Here is an 18,285-nt window from a genome sequence, read left to right on the forward strand (position 1 = left end):
AATCATTAATCAGCAGATTTGGATTTTGAAGAAATACATCAGTATAATCGCAAATTATAGGATACCGCCTGATTCTGGTATAATACGTTTAATTATAGAGCGCTGCCTTGTGCGAAACGTCTTAGGCTGATCCATTTCATTTTCATGACTCACTTATGGGATGGATTCACATATCAAGAAATTTACGCGGGCAGGTTGGTTCGGATGGAGGACAGGAACGATGAGTGCAGCTTTAACCGTAGTAGGTCTTGGATCAGGAGATGCAGATCAACTAACTGTAGGTATTATCAAAAAAATGAAACAAGCGGCCATATTGTATGTCCGCACATTGGATCATCCCGTATTGCATGATCTGAAGCAGGAAGGGCTGGAGATGACATCGTTTGATGCCATCTACGAGGCGAAGGACTCCTTCCCTGAGGTGTACGACGAGATTGCAAATCGTCTAATTGAAGCGGCTCGGCAAGGCGAGACTGGAACAGAGATTGTATACGCTGTACCAGGTCATCCTATGGTGGCAGAGGCGAGTGTACGCCTGTTGAAGGAACGTTGCCCACAGATGGGGATCTCACTTCGAGTGATGGGCGGTGAGAGTTTCCTCGATGAGGCATTTATACGACTAGGCTTTGACCCGATTGAGGGGTTCCAGCTTTTGGACGCCAGCAGTTTGAACACGGAGTTAGTGCAGCCGCAACTACATACGCTCATTGGACAAGTCTATGACGTATTCACTGCGTCAGACGTGAAGCTGTGCTTGATGGACGTGTACCCAGACGATTATCCTGTATTTGTTGGACATGCCCTGGGGGTTCAGGGACAAGAGGTCATTCACAAGATACCGCTCCACGATCTGGATCGCATCGAGGGTTATGGCAACCTTTCACTCATTTATGTGCCCAAAAATACAGATGATGCTTTGCGTCGGCGCTCATTTGCCCGTTTGCATGAGATTGTCAACATTCTGCGCAGCCCAGGCGGCTGCCCTTGGGATCAGGAGCAGACACACCAGTCTATCCGCAAAAACCTGATTGAAGAAACCTATGAGGTCATTGAAACCATCGACGAAGATGATCCCGACCACATGAAGGAAGAGCTGGGGGATCTGTTACTTCAGATTCTGCTTCACTCGCAGATGGAGGAAGAATTAGGTACATTTAATGTGTATGATGTTATTGAGGGTCTGAATGATAAGCTCATCTTCCGTCACCCGCATGTGTTTGGTGAGAATCAAGCAGAAGATGCGAATGAAGCTCTGCAAAACTGGGAACAGATGAAGGCAGAGGAGAAGAAGCGCAAGGGGCTGGATCAACAGCATGTTTCCATATTAGACGGAATACCGCGTGATTTGCCTGCTCTGATGAAGGGATATAAGTTACAGAAGAAAGCAGCTAAGGTAGGCTTCGACTGGGATGACGTTAATGGCGTATTTAGCAAAATTGAAGAAGAGCTGGCTGAGCTGAAAGAAGCTGTACAGCAAAATCAAACTGCAGAAGAACAGAAGCTGGAGCTAGGCGATTTGTTATTTGCTGCTGCCAACGTGGCGCGATTCATTGATACCGATCCAGAAGAGGCGCTGGCGGCGACGAACCGCAAATTCACACAACGCTTCCAATACATTGAGGCACAGTTGCGTGAACAGGGTCGTACCCTTGCAGATAGCAATGTAGACGAGATGGAGCAATACTGGCAGGCAGCTAAGAAGGCAGGGCTATAACAAACTTTTGTTTTGGCTCATATTGGGAAAACATATTCCAAGATTGCAGCTAGTGTGTTATAATACGAACAAGTGTTTCGTTTGAATAGGTAGACATACATGATTTAACCTTGGTTGTTTTGGGTACTGGACTTAGACTGCTATTGGACAAGTAACCGCACGAAAGAAAAAAAGTCGTGAACCAAGGCAGGAATTCAGGTACCAAGCCAGAATACATGTGTAGTAACCATACGCGGGGTCAACAGCAACGATACGTTGCCAAGGCATCGCAGATACTTTTTTTTCAATTTGGGAGGCTTTTAAAAATGAACAAAACAGATCTGATTAACAACATTTCCACCAAAAGCGGTTTGACTAAAAAGGACGTTGAATCCGTATTGAACGGCTTTTTGGGAGAAATTACAGATGCACTTGCTAGCGGAGACAAAGTACAATTGATCGGCTTTGGCACTTTTGAGACCCGCAAACGTTCCGGTCGTACTGGCCGTAACCCACAAACAGGGAATGAGATCGTGATTCCTGAGTCCATCGTTCCTGCATTCAAAGCAGGTAACAAACTTAAAGAAGCCGTAAAATAATGCGTCTTGATAAATTCCTGAAGGTCTCCCGGCTGATTAAACGCCGCACTGTAGCCAAAGATGTCTCTGAACAGGGACGTGTTCTGGTAAACGGACGTGAAGCGAAACCTAGCGCCGCTGTTAAAGTGGGCGATGAGCTTACCGTTCAGTTTGGTCAGAAGCTAGTTACAGTGAAGGTGGAACGTCTTGCAGAGAGCACCAAAAAGGATGAGGCGAGCAGCCTCTATACCTTGGTTAAGGAAGAGCCGATTGCCAAGGACAACGGGCTGGACTGGTAACAGCATGCCCAGCATACCCTTTTACAAATGAATAACCTTTGAATAGAAACGTCTTTCCCATCTCGGGGAGGGCGTTTTTGTATTGTTTCATAGGTAATGCTTCAGTGCACAATCCTTTGGTTCTATTCCGTACTTCTGCTCCATAAGCTAGGTGTATGAAGGAGGGGTACATGCCATGGTTGAGCACGGGAAGGCTAAACAGCATCATTTGAGCATGCAAAATCGGAAACTGTTAGATCTGACAGGCGTCTCCAATGTGGAGAGCTTCGACAGTGAAGAATTTTTGCTTCAGACTGAACTTGGGCATCTGACCATCCGGGGGCACAATTTACATATCAAAAACCTGAGCCTGGAGGAAGGTCTACTGTCCATTGAGGGCACGGTAAGCTCACTTCAATATCTAGATCCCGGTTCTCAAAGTAAGAACAGCAAAGGCCTGTTTGGCAAGATGTTCCGATGAGTCCAGAAACACAATGGATCACATTGATGTGGATGCTGCTTTCGGGAGCCGTGATGGGAGTGGCCTATGACAGTTACCGGGTACTGTCCGGTCAACTTCGGTTTCCGAGATGGAGCATCCACACGCTCGATCTATTCTATTGGGTTGCCTCCGCGCTGTTCGTTTTTCGGATGCTATACGCCGGGAACCACGGACAACTGCGGTTTTATGTCTTTTTGGGGCTGATTTTGGGGGTTTGCTTCTATTTTTGGCTTTTAAGTGTTACAACCCAGCGTTTTGTGGTAATGTTAATTAAACTCGCAAGAACGCTGATTCATTGGTGTGGACATATCCTTAACATCCTGATCGTTATGCCAGCTAAAGGAGTGTACAAGTTAGTTCGTGTGCTGCTAGGTTTTTTGCTCGCGATCCTGCTATTCCTCGGCAAGTTGGTATTGCAATGTTTGGTACCATTCGGTAAGTTGTTCCGCTGGATGTTTAGGCCGCTCCTGAAATATTGGGTAACGCCACGCTTTTTGATCCGTGCGGGTGCAAGTATTGCAGCGATATGGAGACGCTTGTTTTAAGGAGGTCCGATAATGGGTAAAAAGCCTGTGGGTAGATCCACAGTTCCAACAGGTCAAGTTAAATCTGCGGGTGCACGAAGACGTCTAATGCTTTGGATGACATTTGTGATTGTTTTTGTCATTTGGGCAGGATATACCTTCCTTGTTCAGAGTGCGCAGATTTCGGACAAGAGCTCACATCTAGCTACACAGCAAGCTTCTAAGGAAGATACGTTGAAAAGGCTAGATCAGTTGAAGTATGAGGTCAGTCGGTTGAAAGACCCTGAATACATAGGACAACTGGCGCGCAAAAAAGGTTACTATTTACCTGAAGAGACACCAATTAAGGTGGAAGAGTCAGGTAACTGATGGAATTAGGCTCATTACGGAGCAAGGGTTATAACTCATATATCTGAAGCCGTCATACCGGAAAAAATAGGCTCCCTTATAGGGCAGAGCTCAGTTGACCTTGGTTTGCGGCATAAGGTATAATTAAACCAGCACAGCATTGATTTTGGCATTCAAAAAATCGGGTTGTATATTTTTAAGGGAGGATCATTTTATTCTATGGCAATTGAAGTGGGCACCAAGTTAGAGGGCAAGGTGACAGGAATCACGCATTTTGGAGCATTTGTGGATCTGTCAGGAGGTGTCACGGGTCTCGTTCACATCTCGGAAATCGCCGACAATTACGTCAAAGATGTCAACGACCACCTGAAGCTGAATGACCAAGTTACAGTAAAGGTTATCAACGTTGACAAGGATGGCAAGATCGGACTTTCCATTAAGCAAGCTGTTGACAAACCGGTTGAGCAACAAACACAATCCAGACCTCCGAGAGCTCCAAGACCGGAACGCAGTGGAGGAGATCGCGAACGATTCAGCGGCGGAGGCCCAAGTGGTGGCCAAGGTCGTGGTGGTGGCGGCGGATTTAACCGTGACCGCGGAGGCCGTTCTTTCAAGCCCGCAGCAGGCAAACCTTCATTTGAGGATAAAATGTCACGCTTCCTGAAAGATAGTGAAGAGCGGATTTCTTCGCTCAAGAAAAACACAGAAGGCAAACGCGGAGGCCGTGGAGCTAAGCGCGTATAGTCTGTCTCAACCTGATATCTAATATAAGAAAAGCCGTTGTCCCTTAGGACAACGGCTTTTTTGCATGCTCTTTTATTTGAAATTGTAGAGGTATGTGTATGAGGCAACAACATATTTACGCATTTTGAAGTTTACTGTCGTCCTTGTACGATGGACGGGATTAGTCGTCTTTTTTGTAAACTTATGCTCGGTCTCACCGATTTTCTGCGCTCAGTTGAAGAAGATATAAGAACATTTGTCGTCTACCATTTTTTACCGACACGTTTCCATGGCATTCCACAGGTATCCCGGTTAATACGAGCTTATGCTGGGGGCATGACGGTTCATAATCAGACATATTGGCTCTCGCTTTAGAATGTCCAAACAGAAGAAATGGCAGTAAGGCCGGGGGATTGTCTCCTCCGCGCCAGTCGTATTTCTTTTGTCGTAAACTTTTTGAATCCTACCCACCTATTATGACAAACTACGTCTCTCAATCTATCTATAATCAGAAACATCGAGAACGAAACACGAAAATAACAATTATGCGAATGGGGTGCCTTGGGATGATGGAAAAGTGGAATGTCATTCAATTTCCGGGAATGAAAGCTGGTAAAGGGAGTGCAGAAGCTCGGGAGGAGCTGTCGGTGCGGCTCAAACAGTGGATTAGTTCCCGCAAGGCTGTCCAGGTCGTAGCTACACGTAAATGGGTAATCCTGCTCACATTTATGGGTTTCCTGCTTGGCAAGGCAATGATACTAAATGAATTGTCACCGTTTGCTATCGCCTACTTCGCAGTTATTGCTTTCATGCGTAGAGATTACATTATTCCCGTCGGTGCTGCATTGTTAACGGGAAGTCTCTTTGCCCCATTTCCAGTCCCACTCATCGTTGCCACAGAGATCGCTATCTTCTATCTCTTTTATAGAGGTTTAGAGTCTTATGACCGTGCTGAATTATCTTATGCGCCAGCGATGGTGTTTACGACTACTTTTATGGTCAAGTTGTTCGCTGTTGTCATTGGACCATCGTTCAGTTGGTACGCCATGCTGATGCTTACGATGGATTCCGTACTCAGCTTCGTGCTTACGCTAGTGTTTATTCAGGCAATACCGATTTTTACGTACCGCAAAAAAAAGTTCAACCTAAAGAACGAGGAGATCCTCTGCCTAATCATCCTGCTAGCTTCTGTCATGACAGGAGCCGTTGGGTGGACGATTCAGTCTTTATCTGTCGAGCATATGCTATCTCGCTATCTGATTTTAATCTTTGCGCTAGTGGGCGGGGCCCCCCTTGGTGCTTCAGTGGGAGTCATTACTGGGCTTATCCTGAGCCTGGCTGATATGACAGCCATATATCAGATGAGTCTTCTCGCTTTTGCAGGGATGCTGGCAGGAATGCTGCGAGAGGGGAAGCGAGCAGGGGTAGCATTAGGCATGCTGCTTGGCTCATCGATCCTGGGGATATATTTAGGCGGACCAGGCGACGTTATGAATTCGTTATGGGAGACCTGTGCAGCTATCGTGCTATTTATGTTAACGCCAAAAAGCATGATGACGGCCATATCCAAATATGTGCCGGGCACGCAGGATCACACCAAGTCGCAGCATGAATATGCGAAGCGAATACGCGATGTAACCGCAGAGCGAGTAACTCGTTTTTCTCAAGTGTTTCGGCAATTGTCACGTAGCTTTGATCAGATGTCGGGCACGGGAGAAGTGGCACAGAACGAAGGCGGGATGGAGCATTTTATGAATGCTGTGGCTGAGGGATCATGTGCTAATTGCTTCAAACGGGCCCAGTGCTGGGATGCAAAGTTTATTCAGACGTACAAATATATGACCGATGTCATGAGCTCCATTGAAGCTAACCCTGAAATGTCTGGCAAGCAGATTCCAGCTGAATGGAACCGGGTCTGTGCTAAACCTGAGGAGGTTCTTGAGGTAATGAGAGCCCAGTATGGGCTGTATCAGCATAATATGCAATGGAAGCGTCAGATCGTCGATAGTCGGCAGCTCGTGGCAGAGCAGCTATCTGGGGTATCCCAAGTCATGGAGGATTTAGCGAAGGAAATTCAACGGGAAAGTGAGGAGATGGTTCAGCAGGAGGAGCAGATTCGAGATGCACTTGAATCACTGGGGCTGTCTATCCACTCTATTGAAATTATAAATCTGGAAGCAGGGAATGTTGAAATTGAAATTGTACATGCGTATACACGTGGGTTCGATGAATGCCGCAAGATGATTGCGCCATTAATATCGGATGTATTAGACGAGCACATTGCGGTGCTGCATGAAACGATGATGGATGCTCGGCAAGGCTTAGCAACGGTAACCTTCGGGTCAGCCAAAACATTTGAGATCAGCACAGGAGTAGCTGCGGCTGCCAAAGGGGGAGATCTGTTATCAGGGGATAGCTTCAGTACGGTTGAACTGGGCAATGGTACTTTTGCGGTGGCGCTTAGCGATGGTATGGGTAATGGGGAACGTGCACGTATGGAGAGCAGTGCAGCGCTGAATATCCTGGAACAATTACTTCAATCGGGAATGGATGAGAAACTGGCCATTAAGTCTGTAAATTCTGTACTCATGCTTCGGTCGCCTGAAGAGATGTATGCCACAGTAGACATGGCTTTGATTGATGAATATACGGCAGAGACCACATTTATGAAAATAGGTTCGACGCCAAGCTTTATTAAACGAGGGCAGGAGGTTATTCAGGTATCAGCTAGTAATTTGCCTATTGGTATTATAAAGGATATTGAGGTTGATCTGGTCACGGTACAGCTGCAGCCTGGGGATATTCTGATCATGATGACCGATGGCATCTATGATGCACCCGGCTATGCCGTCAACAAAGAATTATGGATGAAGCGACTTATTCAAGAGATTGACAGTGACGATCCACAAGATGTGGCAGACTGCTTGCTTGAAAGTGTTATTCGATATCAGCAACATGAGATCTATGACGATATGACTGTGGTTGTAGGCAAAGTAGAGCATTATCGCCCGGAGTGGGCTACGCTTCGCGTGCCTGGCATTAATCGAATGGAACGACCACGAACGGTGAGTTAATTCTCTCTACTCTGTTTGAACTCTCTCCAATCTGGCAATGCTATTCATAGAGTTGGAGAGTTATGAAGCGGAGGGATATCGAATGAAGCAAATTTTGTTGATAACCGACGGTTGTTCAAATGTAGGGACAAGCCCAGTACTCGCTGCTTCTGAAGCGAACGAGGAAGGGATTACAGTCAATGTTGTTGGCGTTATAGATTATGGAACGATAGGTGAACTAGGAAGCCGGGAAATAGAAGAGATTGCGAAGGCTGGGGGCGGAATCAGTCAGATTGTGGGGACAAGACAGCTTGCTCATACAATGCAGATGATGACTAGAAAAACAGTGGTTCAGACGATTCAGCAGGCGGTTAATAGAGAGCTAACACAAATTTTGGGAGATCAAAGTCCCAAAACGGTGACTGACCTTGACCCAGAGCGTCGTGCTCAGGTCGTGGAAGTGATGGATAATATGGCGGAAACCGCCCCGTTGCAGGTCATTCTGTTAATCGATGTAAGTGCGAGCATGAAGCCTAAGCTTGCAGCCGTAGAAGAGGGAATACGAGATTTGATGTTAAGTTTACAAGCTCGTGCTGGATCAAGCCGGCTTTCGGTATTTCATTTTCCTGGACGTCACAGTGGTGAGGATGCTGTCATGGATATTAACTGGACAACCGATCCGAGTAGTGTCCGATCACTGTTTGGACGTCTGCAGATGAGGGGAGCGACGCCCACAGGTCCTGCGATTCAGAAGGTGATTGATTTTTACCGATATGGTACACTGGAGGAACAGCAGGAAATAGAAGGGAAATATCGCATTGAAAGAGAAGGGATGCTCGGTGACAACGTTGTCTGACGCCTCTTTCCCGCCAGGAACAGTGATTACTGGGAAATGGAATCGCAGCCGTTATACGGTTCGAAAGTTGCTGGGCAAAGGAGCTAACGGCATCGTTTTTCTTGTCCAGCGGGGTGAAAATGGCAAACACTATGCACTTAAAATGGGGTTTGATCCCGTAGATTTGCAATCAGAGATCAATGTGCTCAAATCTTTTCAGTTACAGCGCAATCATGAGGCTCTTCGTCAGAGCGGCATTCCCTCCTATCTCAAAGATGTGGATGATTATGCCGTTCGTGGCCGTGATATTCCTTTTTACGTGATGCGTTACGTTCGAGGTGAGGCTTTACATCACTTCATTCGACGTCAGGGTACGGAATGGACACTTTTGGTTGGACTCAGACTTCTGCAAAAATTGGCACAGCTGCATCAGGCAGGGTGGGTATTTGGCGATCTTAAACCTCAGAATGTACTCGTATCCGATTATGGTCATGTAGAACTTATTGATTATGGTGGAGTTACATCGATTGGTCGAAGTGTCAAACAGTTTACAGAGTGGTACGACCGTGGATTCTGGAATGCTGGAAGTCGGACTGCTGACAGCAGCTATGATGTATTTGCTTTTGCCATGCTAATGATTCATGTATTGGAGGCTGATGCGCTCAAGGCACTTGCTGCTGAAGGGTTACCACAATTGCGGAGTGTGAACCAACTGGTGAGCTTGGTAGAGCGGAGTGAACGACTCAAACCGTTTCGTCATTGGATGATCCAGGCGCTGCGAGGTCAATTCCGGGATGCCGAACATGCGACCAAGGGTTGGAAGGAGCTCATGGCACGGCCGATTCCTTCGAGACGTCGTTCTCAGCATTCAACACCAAGATGGCTCAAAAATTCATTTGCTGTATCCGTTATACTACTTATTGGGGTACTGATCTATGCGCTTCGGTTCTAATGTCCAGAGTGCATATACATAACGTAAGGAATGAGGAAAAGGTATGGAAGCTTTACGCTGGGACAAGCTGGTGAAACATGTTCTGGATGCAGCGGAAGAGCATCAATTATGGGTTCCTGGGGATCGGATTGTCGTCGCTGTGTCGGGCGGGCCGGACTCGGTGGCTTTTTTGCATATCATGCACGAGATAAGCTCAAGCCATGTGCCGTTAGAATTGATCTGTGCTCACGTACATCATGGATTTCGAAGTGAATCCGATCAAGAAGCGGAAATGGTGGAGGCACTGGCAGCCCGTTTGGGATTGCCGTTCGAGTGGATACGAGCAGATATTCCTTCTTATATGAAGATTACAGGTCAAGGATCTCAAGAGGCTGCACGAGATAGACGTTATGCATTTTTACATGAGGTGGCAAGCAAATACGATGCAGCAAGCATTGCACTTGCTCATCATGCCGACGATCAGGCGGAGACGGTCATGCTTCATTTGCTACGTGGCAGCGGCCTATCTGGACTGAGTGGAATGAAGTTTAAACGGCGCGAAAAAAATGTGGAACTTATTCGTCCATGTCTTCGTATAAACAAGACAGACCTTGTAGAAGCTTGTAATACCAGGGGATTTCCGTACTTTACGGATGAGAGTAACTCCCTGCGTAAGTATCGGCGTAATGCTATTCGCTTGGATGTCCTTCCTTTTTTGGGGCAGTATAATGGACAGTTAACGCCGTCATTGAATCGACTCGCTGAAATTGTAGGCGATGAAGACGATTTCATGGAACAAGGTGCATATGACGCATACAGGTGTCTAGTGCAGGAGAACGGCGGAAGGCTTACCTTTGAGGTGCCTTCCTTTTTGAAGTTACATGTCGCTTTACAACGAAGGTTGATTAAACTAATATTGAATTATCTGCCTTTGGACAGTGATTTTGTCGACTTTACCCGTATCGAAACCATTCGTCGGAAGGTGATAGAGCCCTCTGTGACGACCTGGAGCCTGGATATCGGACAGACACTTGTCTGTACCCGGGAGTATAATTTGATCTCCTTTGGCATACGGAATGACGTACAGGATCAAACCTACGAGTATCGTCTAACGAATTGGAGTGAAACGCATGAGTTTCCTCTCTCCGAAATCAACCGATTTCTTCGCTTGACGACCGTAATCCCCGAGGACTATCTTGCACCGGAATCAGCGAACCAAGCCGCATTTGATGCGGATCAACTGGTTATGCCGCTGATTGTGCGTTCACGATTACCTGGAGATACCATGAAAGTCATGGGATTAAACGGAAGCAAAAAGGTGAAAAATATTTTCATCGATGAAAAAATCCCACCTTCTGTCCGTCCACGAATACCAGTGGTATGTGACGGAGCGGGCAACATTATTTGGTTGCCTGGTGTTCGTCGCTCGAACGTAGCACCGGTTCAAGAGGATACTTCCGCAATTTTATACATGACTGTAGGCGATTCAGCGATTCAGGGGTAGTGGTTATGGTTCAGGTAAGGCTTTCATAGTATAACTTTAGGAGGTTCGCACAGTTGCAGAACGATATTCAAGAAGTATTGATTAGCGAAGAAGAGATTCAGAGTAAGGTTAAGGAACTAGGCGCAACATTAAGTGCCGAGTATGAAGGTCGCAACCCTTTGGTCATTTGTGTGCTCAAAGGTGCGTTTATATTTATGGCTGATTTGGTTAAGAACATAACGGTACCTGTTGAAATGGATTTTATGGCAGTATCCAGTTATGGCGCTTCCACCAAATCGTCAGGGGTTGTCAAAATCATTAAGGATCTGGATGTTTCGGTTGAAGATCGCGAGGTTCTGATTGTCGAAGACATTATTGATAGTGGACTCACACTCAGTTACCTGATTGATCTTCTTGAAAACCGTGGCTCCAAGTCTGTGCGTGTAGTCACGCTGTTTGATAAGCCATCAGGCCGCAAGGTCGAGCTAGAAGCTCATTACACAGGCTTTGACATTCCTGACGCATTCATCGTTGGATACGGTTTGGATTACGCTGAGCAGTACCGGAATCTTCCTTATATCGGGATTTTGAAGCCGGAAGTCTACACCAGCTAATATCATCCTGGACCCAAGCCTTGAGAGTTTTCTGGCTTCTGTTGAGAAGCCGTGTCGGGCTATGTTAAAATAATTAAAGTGTCTCGAGAGGAGGTAGGGGATGAATCGGTTCATCCGGAATTCTGCTTTTTATTTAATTCTTTTTTTAGTCGTGGTGGGCATAGTCCAATTCGTCAGCAATGGCGGCGAAGCCACCGATAATCCTAGATATGATCAGTTGCGTGCAGCAGTTAAGGCCAACAATGTTGCTGAATTGACGGTTCAATTCGACGGTCAGTCGTTTCTGGTAACCGGTCAATACAAAGAGAAGCCTGCAGAAGCCAAATCAGAAAACTTCTCAACGTATATTCCTCCTACGGATGAAGCGATTAGTGAGCTTGTAGCGGCAAGTGAAACTAATAATTTTCAGTTTAATCAGGAGCCAATGAGACGTGACAGCATCTGGCTGACACTGTTGACCTCTTTTATTCCTTTGATCATTATGTTCCTGTTGTTCTTCTTCCTGTTTAATCAGGCGCAAGGCGGCGGCGGTAAAGTAATGAACTTTGGTAAAAGTCGGGCTCGTCTCTATAACGAAGAGAAAAAACGGGTTACGTTTGAAGACGTTGCTGGTGCTGATGAAGAGAAGCAGGAACTTGTTGAAGTCGTTGACTTCCTCAAAGATCCTCGTAAATTTGCAGCAGTAGGTGCACGTATTCCTAAAGGCGTATTGCTCGTAGGTCCTCCAGGTACTGGTAAAACATTGCTCGCACGTGCCGTAGCCGGTGAAGCGGGTGTACCGTTCTTCAGTATTTCCGGTTCCGACTTCGTAGAAATGTTCGTCGGTGTCGGTGCATCACGTGTACGTGATTTGTTTGAAAATGCGAAGAAAAATGCCCCATGTATCATCTTTATTGATGAGATTGATGCTGTAGGTCGTCAGCGTGGCGCTGGCCTTGGCGGTGGACACGATGAACGTGAACAGACGCTCAACCAGTTGCTCGTTGAAATGGACGGATTCGGCGCTAACGAAGGTATCATCATCGTAGCTGCAACGAACCGTGCAGATATTCTTGACCCTGCCTTGCTGCGTCCAGGACGTTTTGACCGTCAAATTACGGTTGACCGCCCAGATGTTAAAGGCCGTGAAGCTGTCTTGAAAGTACACTCTCGTAACAAACCTCTGACCAAAGATGTGAAGATGGATGTTATCGCGAAGCGTACAACGGGCTTCTCTGGTGCTGATCTAGAGAATCTCTTGAACGAAGCGGCATTGCTTGCAGCACGTCGTAATCGTAGAGATATCTCCATGAAAGAAGTTGACGAGGCGATTGACCGTGTCATTGTTGGTACGGAGAAGAAGAGCCGTGTTATCAGTGACCGTGAGAAACGAATTGTTGCTTATCACGAAGCAGGTCACACCATCGTTGGTTATTTCTTGGAACATGCCGATATGGTACATAAAGTTACTATCATTCCGCGCGGACGTGCGGGCGGATATGTAATCATGTTGCCAAAAGAAGATCGTATGCTTGTCACCAAGCAAGAGCTGCTCGACAAAGTAACAGGACTCCTTGGAGGCCGTGTTGCGGAAGAATTGTTCATCGGCGAAATTGGTACTGGTGCATACAGCGACTTCCAACAAGCGACAGGTATTGTTCGTAGCATGGTTATGGAATATGGTATGAGTGAAAAATTGGGTCCAATGCAATTCGGAAGTTCACAAGGACAAGTGTTCCTTGGTCGTGATATTGGACATGAACAGAATTACTCGGATTCCATTGCATATGAGATTGATCAGGAAATGCAACGCTTTATTAACGAATGTTACGAGAAATGTAAGGACTTGCTCGTAAAACATACGAGAGAGATGCATCTGATCGCAGAAACATTGCTTGAAGTGGAGACTTTGGAAATGGATCAGATCAAGCAATTGATCGAGACAGGTTCTCTGACTCCGGTAGCTGAGAGCAACAATGATGATGAAGGTACGCCAAGTGAAAGTGGAGAGCCAATCGTTGATAACATCGGCGATGTGCGTGTCCGTATTCAAGGCAAGGATGAAACACCTGGAACACCATCGGGTGATATTCCTAACGAAACTCCGAATCTGGATAAACCTAACGGTAACGATCCAGATGATGGTGGAACGAAACCAACATCATAATCTAAATTAATGATCTGTCTAATGACAGATACACAGAGGAGAGCCCAAGGGCTCTCCTTTTTTATGTCTTAGAATCAATTCAAGGGATAATGATACGCATACCGATTATTTTAAATTATATATAACGGTAATGACGAGATTGAGGAAGAACCATGCAGAAAATGGGTAGTTATCAGGCAGTTCTGGAGACATTTCATTTATTGACAGAGTCGTGAACGTTGTGTACATTAGGTGTTAAACCGCTTGTGATTCGTTTCTCAAGCGAAAAATGATGACGTAGGCAGTCATACGAAACAGTGAATATCGCTGTCCCGATAAGGAGAGGATCACAGGTGGAAGCTCTGGCTTTAGAGCGCAAGGCTGAGATGAACCGTGAGCTGCGTGAGCGGCTGATGGAGTTGAAAAAGGAACGTAATGCTATTATTCTTGCTCATTATTACCAACGTGATGAAGTACAGGAAGTTGCCGATTTTCGCGGAGATTCATTTCTGCTAGCTCAAAAAGCTGCAGAGACCGATGCAGATGTAATCGTATTCTGCGGGGTTCATTTTATGGGTGAAAGCGCTAAAATTCTGGCACCAAACAAAACGGTTATTATTCCGGATGAACGTGCAGGTTGCCCGATGGCCGATATGGTCAACGTTGAAGGGCTCCGTAAGTTAAAAGCACAACATCCAAATGCCAAAGTGGTTACGTATATCAATTCCTCGGCGGAGATCAAAGCAGAAACGGATATCTGTTGCACCTCAGCAAATGCTGTTAAAGTGATCCAATCTGTTGATTCTGATGAAATCATCTGGGTACCTGATAAAAATCTAGGTCATTATGTGCAGCAACATACGGACAAGAAGATGATTATCTGGGAAGGGTACTGTAATACCCACGATATGCTAACGGTTAAAGATGTTGTGGAGATGAGAGCTAAATATCCGAATGCTGAATTTGTTGTCCATCCTGAATGTCGCCCAGAAGTAGTGGAGATGGGTGATTTTGTAGGCAGCACTACAGCTATTCTTGAATACTGCAAGAAGTCCACAACGAAAGAGTTCATCGTAGGTACCGAAGATGGAACAGGGTATCAGCTCCGTCTGGATAGCCCAGACAAACAGTTTCATTTTGCCACCAAATTTCTCGTTTGCCCTAACATGAAGGTGAATAACCTGAAGAAGCTGGTGAAGTGTCTGGAAACGATGAAGCCGCAAATTTACGTACCACCAGCTGTTGCTGACAAAGCCAGAGAATCACTAGAGCGTATGTTATTGGTGAAGTAACGTGCGTTACTCTTGCTCCAAGACGGGTGAATAATATGATACCTTCATACTTAGTCGATTTTGATCTCTCCTCGCTGCCTGTAGTCGAGACGGATGTGCTAGTGATTGGTTCAGGCATTGCGGGATTGTTTACTGCCATCAAAGCCGGTGAAGAGCGCCGTGTGTTGATGATCACGAAGAAATCGTTATTGGAAAGTAACACACGGTATGCCCAAGGAGGAATTGCCGCTGTCATTGCAGAGGATGATTCCCCCGCATACCATTTGCAGGATACGTTAATCGCTGGAGCAGGCTTATGCCGCTCCGTAGCGGTTGAGGCGTTGGTAAATGAAGGCCCAGATGGTGTTAAGGAATTAATCAGACTGGGAACAGCATTCGATGAGGAGAACGGCGTGCTGGCGTTGACGCAGGAAGGAGCGCATAGCCACCGCCGTATTTTGCATGCAAATGGAGACGCAACAGGGTATGAAATTGTGCGAGCACTGACTGTAGTGGCCAATGAGCACCCTGGCATTGAAGTATGGGATGAACATTTTGTTATTGATTTGATCACTGATCATGGTGAATGTATAGGAGCCCTTGTCCAAAAGGCAGATGGTTCGCAGGTGTATGTCAAAGCTCAGGCGACCGTTTTATGTTCTGGCGGTGCTGGACAGTTGTATCGATACACTACGAATCCAGAGGTTGCAACGGCTGACGGGGTAGCTATGGCATATCGTGCCGGAGCTGTCATTCGGGACATGGAGTTCATTCAATTCCATCCTACTTCCTTATGTTACCCGGGAGCGCCGCGTTTCCTCATATCGGAGGCGGTACGGGGTGAAGGTGCTGTGTTGCGCAATGTGAAGGGCGAACGCTTCATGGAACGCTATCATGAACAGCTTGAGCTGGCTCCTCGTGATATTGTAGCAAGAGCGATTGTCAGTGAAATGGAAGCCACTAACAGCACCTTTATCTACTTAGACATCACGCATGAATCAACCGAACTGATCAAGCATCGCTTCCCCACAATTTATGAAACCTGCATGCGGTACGGGCTTGATATGACTACAGACTGGATTCCAGTTGCACCTGCAGCCCACTACATGATGGGTGGTGTGAAGACAGATCTTAGCGGCGAGAGCAGTATTGGCAGGTTGTTCGCATGTGGGGAGGTTTCATCTACAGGGGTACACGGAGCGAATCGTCTGGCGAGCAATTCCTTGTCAGAAGCGATCGTGTTTGGGCGAAGGATAGTGGAGCGAGTTCTTTCCCTTCCGCCTCTAGCTCCAATTCGTTATGAGCATTTTGCTGGAGGTATCGGAAGAAAAGTTGTGGCAGAGCAAAGACCTGTATCTGAACGACGTCTACGACTACAAAAAATGATGGTTCGTTATGTTGGTCTGCGCCGTAACGGGGTTAATCTGCAAGGAGCTATGGAACAGCTTCAGCATGAGTTGCACTATTTTGACCAGATGCTTACACAAAGGGAAGAGATGGAGTATGCCAACCTTCTGACATGTGCATGGCTAGTGACTACAGGTGCGTTACATCGGCAGGAAAGCCGAGGGGCACACTATCGGGAAGATTTCCCGCAGCGTGATGATGTAGTCTGGCAGAAGCATAGTCTGCAGCAACGAGAACAAGCGATTGTGGAGGAATTGATGTCATGATATTGAACGGATATAATGAAGAACTCATCGAACGAATTAAAAGCTGGCTTCGTGAGGATGTTGGTGCCGGTGATGTGACCTCCAGTGTAACGATTCCGGCAAGCCATCAATCCAAGGCGGTTATTCATGCCAAAGACAATGGTATCATTGCAGGGATCACTGTAGCTGAACTGGTGTTTCAAGTCGTAGATCCTACAATAGTGTTTAAACCGATGGTTCAAGATGGTGACTTGGTTACAACAGGTACTATACTGGCTGAGGTGGAAGGAAGTACACACCGCTTGTTAACAGGTGAACGGCTGGCTCTGAACCTGCTGCAACGGATGTCGGGTATTGCTACTCGTACACGTTCTTATGTGGAAGCAATCGAAGGCCTAGCCACGAAGTTGGTAGATACACGTAAGACTACACCGGGTCATCGATTACTTGAGAAGTATGCGGTGCGTGTGGGTGGTGGATCGAATCATCGCTTTGGTTTATATGATGCGGTTATGATTAAAGATAATCATATCAAGGGCGCAGGTGGCATTACAGCCGCTGTTGAGCGTGCTAGGGCAGCTATTCCGCATACCATGACCATTGAAGTGGAGACGGAAAACCTGGATCAGGTACGAGAGGCATTGCAAGCTGGAGCGGATATCATTATGCTGGATAACATGCACCCAGATCGTATGCGTGAGGCAGTTGCGATAATCCGTGAGCAGTCTCCGCATGTGAAAGTTGAGGCTTCAGGTAACGTCTCTTTGAAAACCATTCGTGGTATTGCAGAGAGCGGTGTGGATGTAATCTCAGTTGGCAGGTTAACCTACTCTTTTGAGAGCCTGGATATTAGCCTTGATTTAAACGAAAAGAAAGAGGGGTGAACCTCTTTGATTCTTGTAGTAGACGTGGGCAACAGCAATATCGTTCTTGGTGTATATCAAGGTCGAACGTTGCTCCACCATTTTCGCTTGAGCACATCTCGTCAGTCCACAGTGGATGAATATGGCGTATTGATTTATAATTTATTTCATATGTCCGGTATCTCTACACGTGACATTGAAGGAGTTATCATTTCATCTGTCGTTCCACCACTGGTGAATGTGATTGAAACGATGTGTGCTAAGTATGTTGGCAAAAAGCCAATGCTTGTTGGGCCTGGAATTAAGACAGGACTTAATCTGCGTTACGAGAACCCTCGTGAAGTAGGTGCAGATCGAATCGTGAATGCAGTAGCAGCCGTTCATAAATATGGGGGGCCGCTTGTCGTTGTTGATTTCGGAACAGCGACGACATTTGACTGTATTGACGAGAAGGGCAATTATTTAGGTGGTGCCATCGTACCAGGCATTCATATTGCCACAGAAGCACTGTACGAGCGGGCGTCTAAGTTACCCCGTATCGAGCTAGAGAAACCCAAGAAGGTCATAGGCCGTAATACGGTTCATGCCATGCAGGCGGGCATTATCTATGGGTATGCAGGGCAGGTGGACGGAATCGTGGAACGCATTCGTGAGGAGCTGGGAGCGAAGCCGAAGGTCATCGCGACTGGTGGACTTGCTGCTTTGATTGCAGAAGAAACCCGCAGCATTGAAGAAGTCGATCCGCTGCTTACGCTTGAAGGGCTGCGTATCATTTATGAGCGGAACCGGGAAAGGTAAGAACAAAGGGCGCA

General features: G+C 46.6%; 17 protein-coding genes. All 17 read left to right on the forward strand.

Features of this window, described 5'->3' with window-relative positions:
• Positions 1 to 220 precede the first annotated feature (220 nt).
• The 17 genes from mazG (at position 221) to V6W81_RS00320 (ending at position 18,271) form a co-directional block, all read left to right on the forward strand.
• Positions 221 to 1,714, forward strand: a complete 1,494-nt coding sequence (gene mazG / locus V6W81_RS00240) for a nucleoside triphosphate pyrophosphohydrolase (RefSeq protein WP_338541216.1) — start codon at positions 221 to 223, stop codon at positions 1,712 to 1,714.
• Positions 1,715 to 2,019: 305 nt separating this feature from the next.
• On the forward strand, positions 2,020 to 2,292 hold the full coding sequence (locus V6W81_RS00245) for an HU family DNA-binding protein (protein ID WP_056697421.1): 273 nt from the start codon (positions 2,020 to 2,022) through the stop codon (positions 2,290 to 2,292).
• Positions 2,292 to 2,570 (forward strand): RNA-binding S4 domain-containing protein, encoded by a 279-nt coding sequence (locus V6W81_RS00250; RefSeq protein ID WP_056697423.1) that lies wholly within the window; start codon positions 2,292 to 2,294, stop codon positions 2,568 to 2,570. Before V6W81_RS00245 ends, V6W81_RS00250 begins: the two co-directional genes overlap by 1 nt.
• Positions 2,571 to 2,745: 175 nt before the next feature.
• Complete coding sequence (gene yabP / locus V6W81_RS00255) at positions 2,746 to 3,030, forward strand: sporulation protein YabP (RefSeq protein ID WP_056697424.1); 285 nt, start codon at positions 2,746 to 2,748, stop codon at positions 3,028 to 3,030.
• Entirely contained in the window at positions 3,027 to 3,596 is a 570-nt protein-coding gene (gene yabQ / locus V6W81_RS00260; protein ID WP_145053189.1) for a spore cortex biosynthesis protein YabQ, read from the forward strand. The genes yabP and yabQ overlap by 4 nt, the downstream gene beginning before the upstream one ends.
• Positions 3,597 to 3,608: 12 nt before the next feature.
• Entirely contained in the window at positions 3,609 to 3,944 is a 336-nt protein-coding gene (locus V6W81_RS00265; RefSeq protein WP_056697428.1) for an FtsB family cell division protein, read from the forward strand.
• Positions 3,945 to 4,142: 198 nt separating this feature from the next.
• Positions 4,143 to 4,667 (forward strand): S1 domain-containing RNA-binding protein, encoded by a 525-nt coding sequence (locus V6W81_RS00270; RefSeq protein ID WP_056697430.1) that lies wholly within the window; start codon positions 4,143 to 4,145, stop codon positions 4,665 to 4,667.
• Between the two features lie 545 nt (positions 4,668 to 5,212).
• Positions 5,213 to 7,720 carry a stage II sporulation protein E gene (gene spoIIE / locus V6W81_RS00275; protein ID WP_338541217.1) on the forward strand — a complete coding sequence of 836 codons (2,508 nt, stop codon included), beginning with the start codon at positions 5,213 to 5,215 and terminating at the stop codon, positions 7,718 to 7,720.
• Between the two features lie 82 nt (positions 7,721 to 7,802).
• Positions 7,803 to 8,555 carry a vWA domain-containing protein gene (locus V6W81_RS00280; protein WP_145053191.1) on the forward strand — a complete coding sequence of 251 codons (753 nt, stop codon included), beginning with the start codon at positions 7,803 to 7,805 and terminating at the stop codon, positions 8,553 to 8,555.
• On the forward strand, positions 8,539 to 9,486 hold the full coding sequence (locus tag V6W81_RS00285; RefSeq protein WP_145053192.1) for a serine/threonine protein kinase: 948 nt from the start codon (positions 8,539 to 8,541) through the stop codon (positions 9,484 to 9,486). The genes V6W81_RS00280 and V6W81_RS00285 overlap by 17 nt, the downstream gene beginning before the upstream one ends.
• 43 nt (positions 9,487 to 9,529) lie before the next feature.
• Positions 9,530 to 10,969, forward strand: a complete 1,440-nt coding sequence (gene tilS, locus V6W81_RS00290) for a tRNA lysidine(34) synthetase TilS (RefSeq protein WP_338541218.1) — start codon at positions 9,530 to 9,532, stop codon at positions 10,967 to 10,969.
• Positions 10,970 to 11,022: 53 nt separating this feature from the next.
• A complete protein-coding gene (hpt, locus tag V6W81_RS00295; protein WP_338541219.1) occupies positions 11,023 to 11,562 on the forward strand; it encodes a hypoxanthine phosphoribosyltransferase in 540 nt (179 codons plus the stop codon).
• 100 nt (positions 11,563 to 11,662) lie between these two features.
• The gene (gene ftsH / locus V6W81_RS00300; protein WP_145053196.1) at positions 11,663 to 13,708 is read left to right on the forward strand and encodes an ATP-dependent zinc metalloprotease FtsH; all 2,046 of its coding nucleotides are present in this window, start codon (positions 11,663 to 11,665) and stop codon (positions 13,706 to 13,708) included.
• Positions 13,709 to 14,040: 332 nt separating this feature from the next.
• Positions 14,041 to 14,979 carry a quinolinate synthase NadA gene (gene nadA, locus V6W81_RS00305; RefSeq protein ID WP_056697442.1) on the forward strand — a complete coding sequence of 313 codons (939 nt, stop codon included), beginning with the start codon at positions 14,041 to 14,043 and terminating at the stop codon, positions 14,977 to 14,979.
• A 35-nt stretch (positions 14,980 to 15,014) separates the two neighbouring features.
• Positions 15,015 to 16,631: an L-aspartate oxidase gene (gene nadB / locus V6W81_RS00310; protein WP_338541220.1), complete on the forward strand. Its 1,617-nt coding sequence runs from the start codon at positions 15,015 to 15,017 to the stop codon at positions 16,629 to 16,631.
• Complete coding sequence (gene nadC / locus V6W81_RS00315; RefSeq protein WP_338541221.1) at positions 16,628 to 17,494, forward strand: carboxylating nicotinate-nucleotide diphosphorylase; 867 nt, start codon at positions 16,628 to 16,630, stop codon at positions 17,492 to 17,494. Before nadB ends, nadC begins: the two co-directional genes overlap by 4 nt.
• A 6-nt stretch (positions 17,495 to 17,500) precedes the next feature.
• Positions 17,501 to 18,271 (forward strand): type III pantothenate kinase, encoded by a 771-nt coding sequence (locus V6W81_RS00320; protein WP_056697447.1) that lies wholly within the window; start codon positions 17,501 to 17,503, stop codon positions 18,269 to 18,271.
• The last annotated feature ends 14 nt before the right edge of the window (positions 18,272 to 18,285 follow it).

The organism is Paenibacillus tundrae, assembly GCF_036884255.1.
Lineage (GTDB): Bacteria > Bacillota > Bacilli > Paenibacillales > Paenibacillaceae > Paenibacillus.